General features: G+C 40.0%; 11 protein-coding genes. 4 read left to right on the top strand and 7 right to left on the bottom strand.

What is annotated here, in order from left to right:
• The first annotated feature begins 3 nt into the window (after nucleotides 1–3).
• Complete coding sequence (locus EQG61_RS09325) at nucleotides 4–1665, top strand: tetratricopeptide repeat protein (protein WP_129461646.1); 1662 nt, start codon at nucleotides 4–6, stop codon at nucleotides 1663–1665.
• Between the two features lie 135 nt (nucleotides 1666–1800).
• Nucleotides 1801–4584: an outer membrane beta-barrel protein gene (locus EQG61_RS09320; protein ID WP_129461645.1), complete on the top strand. Its 2784-nt coding sequence runs from the start codon at nucleotides 1801–1803 to the stop codon at nucleotides 4582–4584.
• Nucleotides 4585–4776: 192 nt separating this feature from the next.
• On the opposite strand, the gene EQG61_RS09315 is transcribed toward EQG61_RS09320, so the two are convergent.
• From EQG61_RS09315 to EQG61_RS09290, 6 genes are read right to left on the bottom strand one after another with little or no spacing between them, the layout of a single operon-like run.
• On the bottom strand, nucleotides 4777–5577 hold the full coding sequence (locus tag EQG61_RS09315; protein WP_206733881.1) for a TPM domain-containing protein: 801 nt from the start codon (nucleotides 5575–5577) through the stop codon (nucleotides 4777–4779).
• Nucleotides 5574–6011 carry a TPM domain-containing protein gene (locus EQG61_RS09310; RefSeq protein ID WP_129461644.1) on the bottom strand — a complete coding sequence of 146 codons (438 nt, stop codon included), beginning with the start codon at nucleotides 6009–6011 and terminating at the stop codon, nucleotides 5574–5576. Before EQG61_RS09310 ends, EQG61_RS09315 begins: the two co-directional genes overlap by 4 nt.
• A gap of 9 nt (nucleotides 6012–6020) precedes the next feature.
• The gene (locus EQG61_RS09305; RefSeq protein ID WP_317127775.1) at nucleotides 6021–6623 is read right to left on the bottom strand and encodes a LemA family protein; all 603 of its coding nucleotides are present in this window, start codon (nucleotides 6621–6623) and stop codon (nucleotides 6021–6023) included.
• Between the two features lie 52 nt (nucleotides 6624–6675).
• Nucleotides 6676–6954 carry a hypothetical protein gene (locus EQG61_RS09300; protein ID WP_129461642.1) on the bottom strand — a complete coding sequence of 93 codons (279 nt, stop codon included), beginning with the start codon at nucleotides 6952–6954 and terminating at the stop codon, nucleotides 6676–6678.
• A gap of 1 nt (nucleotide 6955) precedes the next feature.
• Nucleotides 6956–7288, bottom strand: coding sequence for a MerR family transcriptional regulator (locus tag EQG61_RS09295; RefSeq protein ID WP_129461641.1), 333 nt, complete (start codon nucleotides 7286–7288; stop codon nucleotides 6956–6958).
• Between the two features lie 23 nt (nucleotides 7289–7311).
• Entirely contained in the window at nucleotides 7312–8292 is a 981-nt protein-coding gene (locus EQG61_RS09290; protein ID WP_129461640.1) for a M23 family metallopeptidase, read from the bottom strand.
• A gap of 278 nt (nucleotides 8293–8570) precedes the next feature.
• On the opposite strand from EQG61_RS09290, the gene alaS reads away from it, so the two are divergent.
• Nucleotides 8571–11207: an alanine--tRNA ligase gene (gene alaS, locus EQG61_RS09285; protein WP_129461639.1), complete on the top strand. Its 2637-nt coding sequence runs from the start codon at nucleotides 8571–8573 to the stop codon at nucleotides 11205–11207.
• A gap of 43 nt (nucleotides 11208–11250) precedes the next feature.
• Here alaS and EQG61_RS09280 read toward each other — a convergent pair whose 3' ends face one another.
• Nucleotides 11251–12888 (bottom strand): PAS domain-containing protein, encoded by a 1638-nt coding sequence (locus tag EQG61_RS09280; RefSeq protein WP_129461638.1) that lies wholly within the window; start codon nucleotides 12886–12888, stop codon nucleotides 11251–11253.
• 126 nt (nucleotides 12889–13014) lie between these two features.
• On the opposite strand from EQG61_RS09280, the gene EQG61_RS09275 reads away from it, so the two are divergent.
• Nucleotides 13015–13962 (top strand): GSCFA domain-containing protein, encoded by a 948-nt coding sequence (locus tag EQG61_RS09275; protein WP_235829052.1) that lies wholly within the window; start codon nucleotides 13015–13017, stop codon nucleotides 13960–13962.
• Nucleotides 13963–14020 lie beyond the last annotated feature (58 nt).

The raw sequence follows: 14020 nt of genomic DNA, 5'->3' as shown, positions 1-14020 counted from the left end.
ACAATGAGCAAGATTAAATTTTTCAGCGTTGCGTTTCTTACTGCTTCAGCAATGATGCAAGCTCAAGATTTAGAGCAAGCCAAGAAAGCAATAGATGCTGAACAATATGATAAGGCAAAATCAATTTTGAAATCTATCATAAAGACAAAACCTGCAGATGGTAAAGCGGCTTTCCTTTTAGGAAATGTGTACTTAAAACAAAATGTAGGTGATTCAGCAAAAATTACATTTGATAAAGGTCTTACTGCCGCTGAAGGTGGTAAATTTAACAACATCGGTTTGGGGCAATTGGATTTAGAATCCGGGAATGCTTCAGCTGCAAAAGCTAAATTTGATTTGGCTACGCAAGGAATGCGTAAAAAAGATGTAGAAGAGTATGTCTATATTGCTCAAGCCTACATGAATGCAGACAAACCGGATTATCAGGCTGCATTGGCCGTTTTAGAAAAAGCGAAATTGGCGAATCCGAATGATCCTTACGTAAAGTTAGCAACAGGTGACGCCTATTTTGGTATGAAAAATCAAAATGATGCGTACAGTGCCTATCGTGATGCCTATGCAACCGATAATTCAATTATTCGCGCTAAAATGCAGTTGGGTGTCTTGTTAAAAGGAGCCAAAGCTTATGTCGAAGCAGTAAAAGCGTATGACGAAGTGATTGCAATTAATCCTAACTACGGTCCTGTGTATCGTGAATTAGCAGAAACGTATTATTTGTGGGCAAATAATAAACCGCAAACCTATAAAGAGAATATTGCAAAAGCGTTGTCAAACTATGAGAAATACATGTCAATGACGGATTACTCTTTGTCATCGCGTATGCGTCATGCCGATTTCTTAATTTTAGCTCGTGACTATAAAGCTTTAGAAGCCGAAGCACAAGAAATGAAGAAATTGGATAAAGTGAATCCACGTATTTTACGTTATTTGGGTTACGCCGCTTATGAAAACGGAAATACCGATGAATCCATCAATGCGTTAACCGAATATTTAGCAAAAGGGACAAAAATCATTGGTGGTGACTACTACTTTTTAGGTTTAGCTAAAATCAAAAAATCGATTGGCGCTGACGGAAAAACAGTAGATCCAGTATTGTTTGCTGACGGTATGACCAATTTGAAAAAAGGGGTTGAAATGGATGCCAACTTAGCCAATGGATTGAATGAAATCGGGAAAGCGTATTTCGCTCAGAAGTTATACGGTGTGGCAGCTGGAATTTTTGAAGCCGCTATAATGAATACCACATCAAAAAACTTTTTTGAAGACAATATCTACTACGGTTTGTGTGTGCATACTGTAAACCGTGGAAAAGATGCAAAAACAGCCGATATGGTTGCTTTAGCTAATGCCGACAAAGCCATGGATAATGTGATCGCAGCAAAGCCTGAATATGCAGAAGCGTATTTGTACAAAGCACGAATCAACAGTGTGATGTCGAAAGATGATATCATGACTGAACAATATCAAAAATATGTGGATCTTGTTAGTACAAAAGGTCCTGAAGAAGTGACAAAAAATAAAGCAAAAGTTACAGAAGCTTACAATAATATGGCTTCATTCTATGCCAACACTGATAAAGCAAAAGCCAAAGAATTGTTGAATAAAACCTTAGCGTTAGATCCAACCAATTCGTATGCTACCGAATCTTTGAAAGTATTGAAATAAGATAACCATTTGATTTACAAGAACCCGGATTTACTCCGGGTTTTTTATTGGTGTTAAAATTGTATATTCTAAAATGGAATTGGCAATAATTAAAGTTATTTGTAGTTCTTCTTCTAACTAAAACCAATTCATTGTATGCCGAAAATTGTATTTACAACAGTTCTTTTATTTTTATGTTCGCTCTTATCTGCTCAAAAAACAATTCAAATTAAAGGAAAAATTATAGACGAGGAATCCAAAGTTCCTATTGAATCCGCAACTGTTTATCTCACCAATCCCAAAGATTCTACCGTAATTGAATACTCCATTACCAATAAGATGGGGGTTTTTGATTTTAAATTAAAAAAAATAGCCCAACCGGTTATTTTAAAAGTCTCCTTTGTTACCTATCAAGACCATAAATTAGAATTGAAGGAATTGACAAAAGATCATGATTTTGGAACGATTGCCCTTAAATCAGCGATAAATACCTTGGATGAAGTCGTGGTGAAAAATGAAACGCCGCCCATTCGAATCAAAAAAGATACCGTCGAATTCAATGCCGCATCGTTTAAAGTCCGCCCCGACGCCAATGTGGAAACTTTATTAAAGCAATTACCTGGAGTCGAAATTGATGCCGATGGAAAGATTACTGTCAACGGCAAAGAAGTGAATCAGATATTGGTCAACGGGAAGCCGTTTTTTGATAAAGATGGAAAAGTCGCTCTTCAAAATTTACCGTCCAACATCATCAATAAAGTACAAGTTTCCGACACCAAAACCAAAGAAGAACAAAAAACAGGATCTGCGGCAACGTCCAATAACGCTAGCATCAATTTAACTATCGATGAGAAAAAAAATAAGGGCTGGTTTGGCAAAGTCATGGCCGGTGGCGGCTCCGATAAACGCTATGAAAGCAGCACCTTAATCAATTATTTTAACAACAAAAGAAAAGTCAGTGTACTGGCTTCGTCCAACAATATCAACGCCACAGGTTTTTCCATGGACGAAATTTTTGACAACATGGGCGGTGGTCGTAATTCCTCCATTTGGATGAGCGATAACGGTGGTTTTTCTATCAATGGGCGCCGATTTGGAGGAAATAATGGGATCACCCACTCCAATTTAGCGGGAGTCAATTACGCCGATGAATGGCTAAAAGATAGTCCGATGTCCATGAATTATTTTTTCAACGACCTGCAAACCCGCAACGAAAACCGCACCAAGCAACTCAATTTATTGCCTTCTGGAAATTATGAAACCGAATCATGGTCCAATTACAAAAATTCGGCTACAGCTCACAACGCTTCAGGGGAATTCGAAATTGTCATTGATTCCACTATGAGTTTTGTTTTCGAACCCAAGTGGAGCCGTTCTTTGGGGCAAAATAAAAGCAATGCAACCCAACAATCCCGTGATGCACTGGCCCAATTACTAAACGAAAGCACATCGGATAATTATTCGGAAAACACTTCGGATATTTTTGGGAACACTCTATCATTTTCAAAATCATTTGCCAAAAAAGGACGGTATTTGAGCATTGTTTTTTCTAACGAACACCAAAAAGAGGACGCTACCAATTTTGTGAATTCCCGAACCCAGTTTTTTCAAAATGTCCAACCCGACGATGTGCGAAATCAGCGGAATTCGACGTACAATAAATACAATCAGTACAGCTATGATGTAAATTATTACGAGCCGTTGCGGGATTCGATCCGACTCAAAACCTCCATCTATCAAGAATTTGCGAATTCCAAAAACGGACGTTCTTCCTTTGAATATGATGCGATAAACCAAGATTATACCAATGCTAATGATTTCTTGAACAATGCCTATGCGTCGAAAGAACAAACCTTCCGACCCACAGCCGGTTTGAGTTCGGAGAAAGCAAAATTCAATTGGAGCTTTGACTTAGGTCCGCAATGGACAAAAATGAACAATGCGGTCGATTATTTGGGCATAAACACCCAATTGCAAAAAAACTTTTTTACCCCGTATGTGGAATCCTATATAAGTTATCGTTTTACCAAATCGCGAAATTTCTGGCTCAGTTATAACTACCAGAACGAAGTGCCCAATGCCAGCCAATTATTGCCTGTTGAAGATTTAAGTAATCCGCTGAATACAGTGATTGGAAATGCTAATTTGGATGCTTCGCGTCGTCATGGTTTGTATTTGAATTTTAGGGATTTTGATTACGCCACACGTTCAGGGTACGGGATGTATTCGGGCGGGAATTTCTACGATACACAAATCGTATCAGCCACCGCCTATGATGCCAACCGCAAACGAACAACCACGTATACCAATGTCGCGGGAACCTATAATTCTTGGTTCGGACTGTATTGGAATAAAAGCTATAAAAAAGAGGCGCACAAATTTCGTTATGAATTGCGTATGGCGACAAATTTTGGTCTGAGTAAAGGGATAACTGATGGGAATGTATACAAAGCACAAAGTGTAAGTTTGAATCCCCGGGTGAGTTTTACCTATGAATACGGTGAAAAATTGATTGTCAATCCGAGTTATCAATACACCCGAAATATCACCGATTATACCAATTATGTGGTCGAGTCAGCCGCCAATTACCTCCACCGATTCAACCTCCAAACAACTTTGTACTGGCCGAAGAATTGGGTGTTTGGGAATGATTTTGGTTATACGTACAATTCCAATATCGCCGATGGTTTTAAAAAAGACTTTTATTTGTGGAACACCAGTTTGTCCTATAGTTTTTGGAACAAAAAATTCACGGCAAAAGTCAAAGTCTATGACCTGCTAAACCAAAACCAAAACGCCACCCGAACCATCACAGCAACCACAATTCGCGACGAACAAAATGTCGTTTTAAAGCGCTACGTCATGTTTTCCCTTACGTACAAGTTGGATAAATTTGGCGCCGGCGAAAAGAAAGAAAGCCGACGGTTTATGATGTATTAATAGAAAAAGAAAGGCGGAAATCAAGTTCCGCCTTTTTATTTGAATACGTTCATTTGATTGTAAACAAAATACAATCTGAATAATTTCTGTTTACTAAAAACTGTTCACTACTTACTGTTCCCTGTATTCTGATTACTGTATACTGAATACTGATCACTGAATACTGCTCACTGAATACTGACCACTGCAACCCTACCAACTCCCACTCGCGCCGCCGCCGCCAAAACCGCCGCCGCCGCCAAAGCCGCCCCAGCCTCCGCCAGAGGATGAACCGCCGCCCCAACTGCCACCAGAGCCGCCACGACCCAAACTGCTGAGTATGATAATGTCTGCTAAAGTAGATCCTGAGAAACCAGAACCGCCGCGACCACCGCCACCGCGTCTGTTTTTCGAAGCAATAGCAATAATGAAAATAAATACAACCAGTAAAATCAAAAAGATACCAGCCCCTAAGGCTTTCCCTTTTCCACCTTTACGGTCATTTTTATATTCGCCTTTTAAAACTTTGAAAATGGCATTCGTACCCGAATCAATTCCGCCGTAATAATCGCCCGCCTTGAAATAGGGTTTGATGTCGTTTTCAATGATGCGCCGACACATCGCGTCGGTCAACAAATGTTCTGTGCCGTAACCCGATGCAATATTCATTTTGCGATCTTCTAAGGCTACTAGTAACACCACACCATTGTCTTTTCCTTTTTGTCCGATTTTCCATTTATGGCCCAAATCTGTGGCATATCGCGCTACATCTTCGCCTTGTGTGGTATTGACGACCATCACAAAGAGTTCTGTCGACGTACTATCGGAATAGACTTTTAATTTTTGGTACAAATCCTCCAACTGCGATTTCGACAAGGTTTGTGTACTGTCAATAATCGGAGGAATAAACGAAGGTTTCTTCGGAATTTCCGCTTGGGCCAATCCCAATTGATGCAATAACAGAAAAGTCATCAAAAGGAGCAATTGCGCTAGTTTAAAAACAATCTTGATCATCCTTTTGAAATTTCGTTACTCAATTCGTCTTGGTCATCTTCTTGATACGGGAAATAACTTTTCAATTGTTCTCCTGCCAAGCGAATGCCTTCACACAGCGCTTTGCAATTTTCGCCTTGACGGAAATAAGCTTGCATCACTTCTTTGGTGGCATCCCAAAAAGTAGCGGTCACTTTTTCATGGATACCTTGGTCACCACAAATAGTAAACTGCCGACTCTCCACAGCCACATAAATCAGTACGCCGTTGCGTTGCGCCGTGGCTGTCATGTTCAATTGGTGGAACACCTCCAAAGCACGCTCCATGGCGGCTTTATCTAAGGTTTTCTCCAAATGCACACGGATTTCTCCCGAAGTCGCTTTTTCCGCGTCTTGAATCGCAGCCACGACTGCTTTCTCTTCTTCGGGAGTTAAAAATTGTTCTACCGTTGACATTGGTCAGTTTTATTTTTTCTCGTCAAAAAGTTCACCAACGTTAGGTCTTTTTTCAGCACCTTCTTCGGCTTGGAAACGTGCCATTTCTTTAAAGCCAAATAATTTAGCGAATAGCACAGTTGGGAAGGTTTTGGAGGATATGTCATACTTGTTAACAGCATCATTGTAGCGATCACGAGAAATGTTGATTCTGTTTTCCGTGCCTTCCAATTGAGATTGTAATTCTTTGAAATTTTCAGAAGCTTTTAATTCAGGGTATTTTTCTACACTCACTAATAAACGAGAAAGTGTGCTGGAAACTCCTGCTTGGGCTTGTTGGAATTGCGCCAATTGATCAGGAGTAATGTTACTTGGGTCAATGGTTACGGCCGTTGCTTTCGCACGTGCATTTACCACAGCCTCTAAGGTCGATTTCTCAAAATTTGCAGAAGCCTTAACAGTACTTACTAAATTTGGAATCAAATCACTTCTTCGTTGATATGCACTTTCAACTTTGGACCAAGCGGTTTTTGCATCGGCTTCTTTGCCTACTAAACCGTTATACGATCCAATTCCGAAAAGGATTAACACTACAAGGATTATCGGAACAATCCATTTTTTCATATTTGTCATGGTTCTATTTTTTTAATTTATTTTTCAATTAGACGAACGTTGCTAGTTCTTGTTACGCATTTTGCACAAATCGTTTTCTGCCAGCAATGATATAAGCAATTCCAACAAAGGAACCGATAAACAGCAATCCCATTATCCATGAAAATTTGTTGACCCCTTTATTTTTGGAGCTTGAAATTTCAATGATGGCTTTAATCAGGAAAGTTGCATAACTAAAGAATCCTAAAACCATCAGTTTTGTAGCATGTTCAAACCCATCTACCAATGCATACACACCCAATAAGGTAAATACATACGAACCAATTAAGGCCCATGTAACTAAATTTTTCATCTTATAATCCGTTTTTGATTTTGGTTAATTCTGATTTTACACCTTCCAATTTGGCAATGATCTCAAACTTGTCTAAGGTCTTTTTCTGTTTTTCTTTCAAATGGGTTTTGGCGCCTTCCAACGTAAATCCGCGTTCTTTCACCAAATGGTAAATCAGTTGTAGATTTTTGACATCCTCCTGCGTAAACATGCGGTTGCCTTTCGCATTTTTTTTGGGTTTTAAAATGTCAAATTCTTTATCCCAAAAACGGATCAACGAGGCATTCACCCCAAAAGCCTTGGCCACTTCTCCAATGCTGAAATACAATTTGTCTTTTGATAATTCAATGTGCATACTGCGTTTATTTTTAACTCAACCTAGTCGAGTGATTGGTTTTCTTGATTAGCAATTTTCGAAATCACCACATATTCTGCCGCCGAAATATTGCCGTAATAAAAATTAATCGGATTCACAGGTTTCCCGCCTTTGTGCACTTCATAATGCAAATGTGGGGCTTCACTTCGTCCCGTACTGCCCACATATCCAATAACGTCGCCGCGCTTTACGCGTTGGCCGGGTCGCACTTTGTATTTGCTCAAATGGGCATACAACGTGAGGTAGCCATAGCCGTGACTGATTTCAATATGGTTTCCGAATCCCGACAAACTATTATCCGCGCGTTTGACCACGCCATCACCTGTTGCATAAATCGGTGTACCTGTTCGGGCCGTAAAATCCATACCTTCATGCATCTTACGCGCCTTGGTAAACGGGTCGCTGCGGTACCCAAATCCCGAAGCCATGTGTTTTAAATCTTCATTTTTCACGGGTTGGATGGCCGGAATCGAAGCCAATAATTTATCTTTCGCTTTCGCTAATTTTAAAATCGCATCCAACGATTGGGATTGCACCGCCAAAGCTTTACTGATTTCATCGACCTTTTTATGGGTATTGATCACCAAATCAGAATTGTTGTAGCCTTCCAGTTCGCGGTAACGGTCCTGGGTAATGATTCCCGAACGCCGCTTTTCAGTCGGAATCGGATTGGCATTAAAATACACCCGATATAAATTGTTATCCCGATCTTCTAAACTCGCCAAAACCGCATCCAATTGCTCGATTTTTTTATTCAAAATCGAATAACTGATTTTCATGTTGTCGATTTCGCGTCGTAAAATTTTATCCTTCGGCGTCTCAAAATACGAGGTGTTCATCAAAATCACAAAACTCAAAAATCCAAACAACGCCGATGCCGCTAGAAACAGTAAAGCGTACCCCACTTTGGTACGTTTTTTTGACTTTATCTTGCGATAAGCCAAACTCTCTGAATCATAATAATATTTTACTTTCTTCGACATCGGGTAATTTACTATTTTTGTGCCGGCTATCGCAGACGGTGGTTATACGAACAAATCTAAGAAATGTTTCGCACATACTTTAAATTTGTTCGCTGCGCAGCGTAGAGTGTCTGATTTTCAGGAGCATGATGCCCGATTATTTTTCAAGCTGCCACCTGCTACCGCCCGTCGCTTTGTCCGCTTCGCTACCAAGAGCTCCAACAAGGGCGGTATCAGGGCTAACAAACAAGCGTAGTGCACCAAAAAACGTTTAAAAAACCAACTTTATACCACATTCCATGAAATCTCAGGACATTCGTAAAGCGTATCTCCAATTTTTTGAAAGCAAAAATCACTTGATCGTACCCTCAGCACCCATCGTGTTGAAAGACGATCCCACCTTGATGTTCAACAACTCAGGGATGGCGCAGTTCAAAGAATTTTTCCTCGGTAACGGAACGCCTAAAAGTCCGCGAATCGCCGACACCCAAAAATGTCTTCGCGTTTCGGGGAAACACAACGACCTCGAGGATGTAGGATTTGATACCTACCACCACACCATGTTTGAAATGCTCGGGAACTGGTCGTTTGGCGATTATTTCAAAAAAGAAGCGTTGGCTTGGGCTTGGGAATTCTTAACCGAAGTCTTGAAGTTGGATAAAGACCGTTTGTACGTTTCTGTATTCGAAGGAAACCCTGCAGAGAATGTGCCTTTTGACCAAGAGGCTTTCGATATTTGGAAGCAATATGTGTCTGAAGACCGCATCATTCTCGGTAATAAAAAAGATAATTTCTGGGAAATGGGCGATCAAGGACCGTGCGGACCCTGTTCTGAAATCCATATCGATTTACGCACGGACGCCGAACGTGCAGCCGTTTCAGGTCGTAGTTTGGTGAACGCCGACCATCCGCAAGTCGTAGAGATTTGGAACAACGTATTCATGGAATTCAACCGCAAAGCCGACGGGTCATTGGAAAAATTACCTGCTCAACACGTTGATACCGGAATGGGCTTCGAGCGTTTGTGTATGGCTATGCAAGGCGTAACTTCCAACTACGATACCGATGTGTTTACGCCATTAATCCAAAAAGTGGAAAATATCACCGGATTGAAATATACCTCTAACGAAATCAAATCGATTTCTGAAGAACAAAATAAAATCAATATTGCCATTCGAGTAATTGTGGATCACGTGCGTGCCGTAGCTTTTGCCATTGCCGACGGTCAGTTGCCGTCCAATACCGGAGCGGGTTATGTGATTCGTCGCATTTTGCGTCGTGCAATTCGTTATGGCTTTACCTTTTTAAACCAAAAAGAAGCGTTCATCCATCAATTGGTGACAGTTTTAGCCGATCAAATGGGCGAATTCTTCCCCGAAATCCGTTCGCAACAACATTTAGTGACCAATGTTATCAAAGAAGAAGAAGCTTCGTTTTTACGTACGCTCGAACAAGGATTACAATTGTTGGATAAAGTAGTTGCCGAAACGGCTGGTAAAGAAGTGAAAGGCGAGAAAGTATTTGAATTGTACGATACTTTCGGTTTCCCCAAAGACTTAACGGCTTTAATCTTAAAAGAAAAAGGTTATTCATTCAACGAAGCCGAATTTGATTCAGAATTGGCCAAACAAAAAGCGCGTTCGCGTGCTGCTTCAGAAGTGACTACTGACGACTGGAAAGTTTTCGTAGAAGGCAATGTAGAATCGTTTGTCGGATATGATCAAACGGAAAATGAGGTAAAAATCACCCGCATTCGTAAAGTAGATTCCAAAAAAGACGGTGTTTTATACCAAATAGTTTTGGATGCGACGCCATTCTATCCGGAAGGTGGTGGACAAGTGGGCGACAAAGGGTCACTCGTTTCCGCTAACGAAGTCATTGAAATCATCGATACCAAAAAAGAAAACAACCTCATTTTACATTTTACCAAAAAATTACCGGAAAATGTTAATGCAGCTTTTGTGGCTAAAGTCAATAACGATTTACGCACCGCGACCTCTAAAAATCACTCCGCGACGCACTTAATGCACTTGGCATTGCGTTCGGTTTTGGGAACCCATGTCGAACAAAAAGGGTCGTTGGTAAATCCAAACTATTTGCGTTTCGACTTTTCACATTTTGCCAAAGTCACCGATGCCGAACTTCGACAAGTTGAAGACTTTGTTAATGCACGTATTGCTGAACAATTGGCGTTGGTGGAATACCGTAACTTGCCGATTCAAGAAGCGATGGCTAAAGGGGCTATGGCGCTTTTTGGTGAAAAATACGGCGATACCGTTCGCATGATCGAGTTTGGTGAAAGCCGTGAGTTGTGTGGAGGTATCCATGTGAAAAACACGGCTGATATTTGGCATTTTAAAATTGTTTCCGAAGGAGCTGTAGCTGCGGGAATTCGTCGTGTTGAAGCGATAACAGGTTCGGCTGTAGCTGATTTCTTTGCCCAACAAGAAGCGGCGCTGACTCAAATCAAAGAAACGTTGAAAAACCCACAAGACACCTTGAAAGCGGTTGTGAGTTTGCAAGATGAAAACGCCAAATTGAAAAAGCAAATCGAGCAATTATTAAAAGATAAAGCCAAAAACTTGAAAGGTGAATTGGCGAGTCAATTGCAAACGGTGAATGGCGTTCGTTTCTTAGCCACACAAGTGGATTTGGATGCCAACGGTGCCAAAGATTTGGCTTATGAAATGGGTCAAAATCAAACCGATTTGTTCCTGGTATTTGCCACAGTAACGGATGACAAACCGATGTTAACCTGCTACATTTCCAAAGAATTAGTGGATAGCAAAGGATTCAATGCCGGTCAGGTGGTTCGCGAATTAGGCAAATACATCCAAGGCGGTGGAGGCGGTCAGCCGTTCTTTGCCACAGCAGGAGGGAAGCATGCTGCCGGAATTCCAGAAGCCTTAGAAAAAGCGATTGCTTTTGTACAATAAAACAGCAACCTTGTCAGAAATTGACAAGGTTTTTTTTTGCAACTTATTTTTTAATTTCAGCAGTTTTATTGACAATCTCTCGAACGATGTTATCTAATTCTTGCGCTGAAACGGCTAAGTATTCAATAAGCGTATCGGGAGGAATGTGCGAATGTTTTTCTTGTAATAAATTTACGAGTCCGATGATATTCGCCAACGGTGCGCGTACAAGATGGGATTGTGTCCATGCAATTTCTCGCAATGTTTTATTTTGCAGTTCTATTTCTTGTAAACGTTCAAGGGTTTCCGTTAAATCAATCATTGCCCCAATGGCTCGTGTCACTCGCCCTTTTTCATTGCGAATAAAAATTCCGCGCAATTGCATATAGGCCACACTTTGGTTGGCTCTTAAAAATCGAAATTCAGCATTAAATCCGGTTTGTTTGGGATCCTTAATAGTAGCATTTAATTCTTTTAGTACCCATTCACGATCTTCTGGATGGATATTTTTAGACCATAAATCAGGTTCTTGCATGGTTAAATTATAACCTAATTGAGTTTGAAAGCCTTCTCCGTAAAAAATAGTATCATGAATTAAATCCCAATCTATAATGGCTTCAACCGTTGCTTTGGCCAAAATTAGAAAGCGTTCATTGCTGTCATTAATCTCTTGTTCGTGAATTTTTCTTCGGGTGATGTCCATCGCAATACCTTCCATACGTAATGGATTTCCAAGTTCGTCCCTAATCAAATACTGGCGCTCAAGTAACCATTTTATTTTGCCTTCAGGAGTAATTATCCGGCGTTCGCTTTCATTGATGGTTCTGTTTTCTAGGTGTAAAAATCGTTCGGAATCAAAATAAATTTGATCTTCTGGATGAAAAAGATTTCGAATCAGCTCCAAGGATAAGGGTGTGGTGGGGTCCAATTCGAATATGTTGAACAAGTTAGGTGACCAGTGAATTTTATTTGCTACTAAATCATTTTCCCAATAACCAATATTCGCAATTTCACTGGCCAATTGTAAACGTCTATTGGATTCCTCGAGTTTGCTTTGGTATTCAATTTCTGCTGTTACATCAACTGCTGAGGCTAGCCAAACTTCGCGATTTTCGAAAACAATTAGATTCGCTTTTACTTTTACTAATACAATTTCACCGTTCTTTTTTTGGAGTCGAATAATATCTGGAATTTCAATAGCTGTAGTTGGATTTTTTACTTGTAATATTTGGTGCATAGCTTCAATATCCGATTCAGGTAACATGGATTCCAATACCATTGTTTTGTATTCCTTTTCGCTATACCCATAGATGGAACAAGCCGCTTGGTTTACTAAGATAAATTCTAAGGTTTTGGAATCAAACAACCATTTGGGCAGCGGACTTTGATTGAACAAATACATGTATTCGGTTCGTGATTGGGTGAGTTGCGCATTGGATAAATCGCGAATTGTATTTAATTCTTTGTAATAAGACGCCGTAGTTTGAAGGTGTTTTTTGATTAAAAAATACAATAAAACAGCGGTGATGAGGATAAAAGCAAGTCCTTTAAAGGTTTGTATTTGGGATAATACTTCAGGATTATGAACGATTTTGTTGAGAAAAAAATCCGAAGTATAAATGTAAATACCGCTGACCGCCGCATAGACAAGAACAATCTTAAACGATGCAAGTCGATTGTATTTTTGAATAAATCCGCCCATAATTTTAAGTTAATTCTTACTTATTGTAAAATTACTATTTTCAACGAGTATATTTTAAAAGTTGGGAAATATATTATATATGATTCAAGTTGGGATTTCAAAGCAGTTCCTTATTATTTTTGTTGCATGATACAATTAACTACTCAGGTTCCTGTGCAACCCATGATGAATCCCATTGATTACCAATCCAAGGTTTTCAGTTTGGGTTCGTGTTTTGCCGAACACATGAGTGAAAAACTGGCGTTTCATGGTTTTTCAACCTTGACCAATCCGTTTGGAATAATTTTTAACGCCGTTTCCATCCAGCGATTGGTGGAACGTTCAATAAATAGGGAATGGTTTTCTGCAGAAGATATGTTTTTAACCAACGAACTCTGGCAATCCTATGAAGTGCATTCTGCTTTAAGTACTACCGATTCCGAAGCATATTTGGCCCAGCTCAATGCACAATTAAAAGTCACTCGGGAGTTTTTAGAAAATGCCACCCATTGTATCCTTACTTTAGGAACTTCATGGGTGTATACCCATCAAGGCAAAGTAGTAGCCAATTGCCATAAAGTTCCCAATTCCCAATTTGAGAAAAAACTTTTAAGTGCTGAAGAAAATCAGAAGGCACTCCAAAAAATAACGGATTGCATCCAACAAATTAATCCCAACATTCAATTCATTTTTACGGTTTCTCCCGTACGTCACATCAAAGATGGTTATTTAGAAAATCATTTGAGTAAAGGAAATTTATTACAAGCCATTTACAATTTACAACAGAACCCGAACGGTTATTATTTCCCCGCCTTTGAAATTGTCATGGATGAGTTACGAGATTACCGTTTTTTTGCCGCCGATATGATTCATCCCAATTCCTTGGCTATCGATTACATCTGGGAGCGATTCACAGCAAAAGCGATTGATAGCGCTTGTGAACCAATCATGAAAGAAGTAGCCGATATAAAACGGGCGCTTCTCCACCGCCCACAACATCAAAACACCCAGGCTTGGGCGCAATTTCAAAACCAATTGGAACAAAAGATTGCCCACTTCAAACAGCGCTTTCCGGATATTCTCCTCAAACAGTAAAATGTTAAAATACGATTTTTTACGTATTTCCTTACGTAAGTGAACGGACTAAGTTTGC

This window comes from Flavobacterium stagni, assembly GCF_004122105.1.
In the GTDB taxonomy this organism is placed as follows: Bacteria; Bacteroidota; Bacteroidia; order Flavobacteriales; family Flavobacteriaceae; genus Flavobacterium; species Flavobacterium stagni.
Note: the sequence above shows the minus strand (reverse complement) of the source record. Positions and strands in the feature narration are given on the sequence as shown.

What these genes read in the sequence shown, in the direction of transcription:
- EQG61_RS09325 (WP_129461646.1), top strand. Translation starts at nt 4, where the DNA reads ATGAGCAAGATTAAATTTTTCAGCGTTGCGTTTCTTACTGCTTCAGCA.
- EQG61_RS09320 (WP_129461645.1), top strand. Translation starts at nt 1,801, where the DNA reads ATGCCGAAAATTGTATTTACAACAGTTCTTTTATTTTTATGTTCGCTC.
- EQG61_RS09315 (WP_206733881.1), bottom strand. Translation starts at nt 5,577, where the DNA reads ATGATCAAGATTGTTTTTAAACTAGCGCAATTGCTCCTTTTGATGACT.
- EQG61_RS09310 (WP_129461644.1), bottom strand. Translation starts at nt 6,011, where the DNA reads ATGTCAACGGTAGAACAATTTTTAACTCCCGAAGAAGAGAAAGCAGTC.
- EQG61_RS09305 (WP_317127775.1), bottom strand. Translation starts at nt 6,623, where the DNA reads ATGACAAATATGAAAAAATGGATTGTTCCGATAATCCTTGTAGTGTTA.
- EQG61_RS09300 (WP_129461642.1), bottom strand. Translation starts at nt 6,954, where the DNA reads ATGAAAAATTTAGTTACATGGGCCTTAATTGGTTCGTATGTATTTACC.
- EQG61_RS09295 (WP_129461641.1), bottom strand. Translation starts at nt 7,288, where the DNA reads ATGCACATTGAATTATCAAAAGACAAATTGTATTTCAGCATTGGAGAA.
- EQG61_RS09290 (WP_129461640.1), bottom strand. Translation starts at nt 8,292, where the DNA reads ATGTCGAAGAAAGTAAAATATTATTATGATTCAGAGAGTTTGGCTTAT.
- alaS (WP_129461639.1), top strand. Translation starts at nt 8,571, where the DNA reads ATGAAATCTCAGGACATTCGTAAAGCGTATCTCCAATTTTTTGAAAGC.
- EQG61_RS09280 (WP_129461638.1), bottom strand. Translation starts at nt 12,888, where the DNA reads ATGGGCGGATTTATTCAAAAATACAATCGACTTGCATCGTTTAAGATT.
- EQG61_RS09275 (WP_235829052.1), top strand. Translation starts at nt 13,015, where the DNA reads ATGATACAATTAACTACTCAGGTTCCTGTGCAACCCATGATGAATCCC.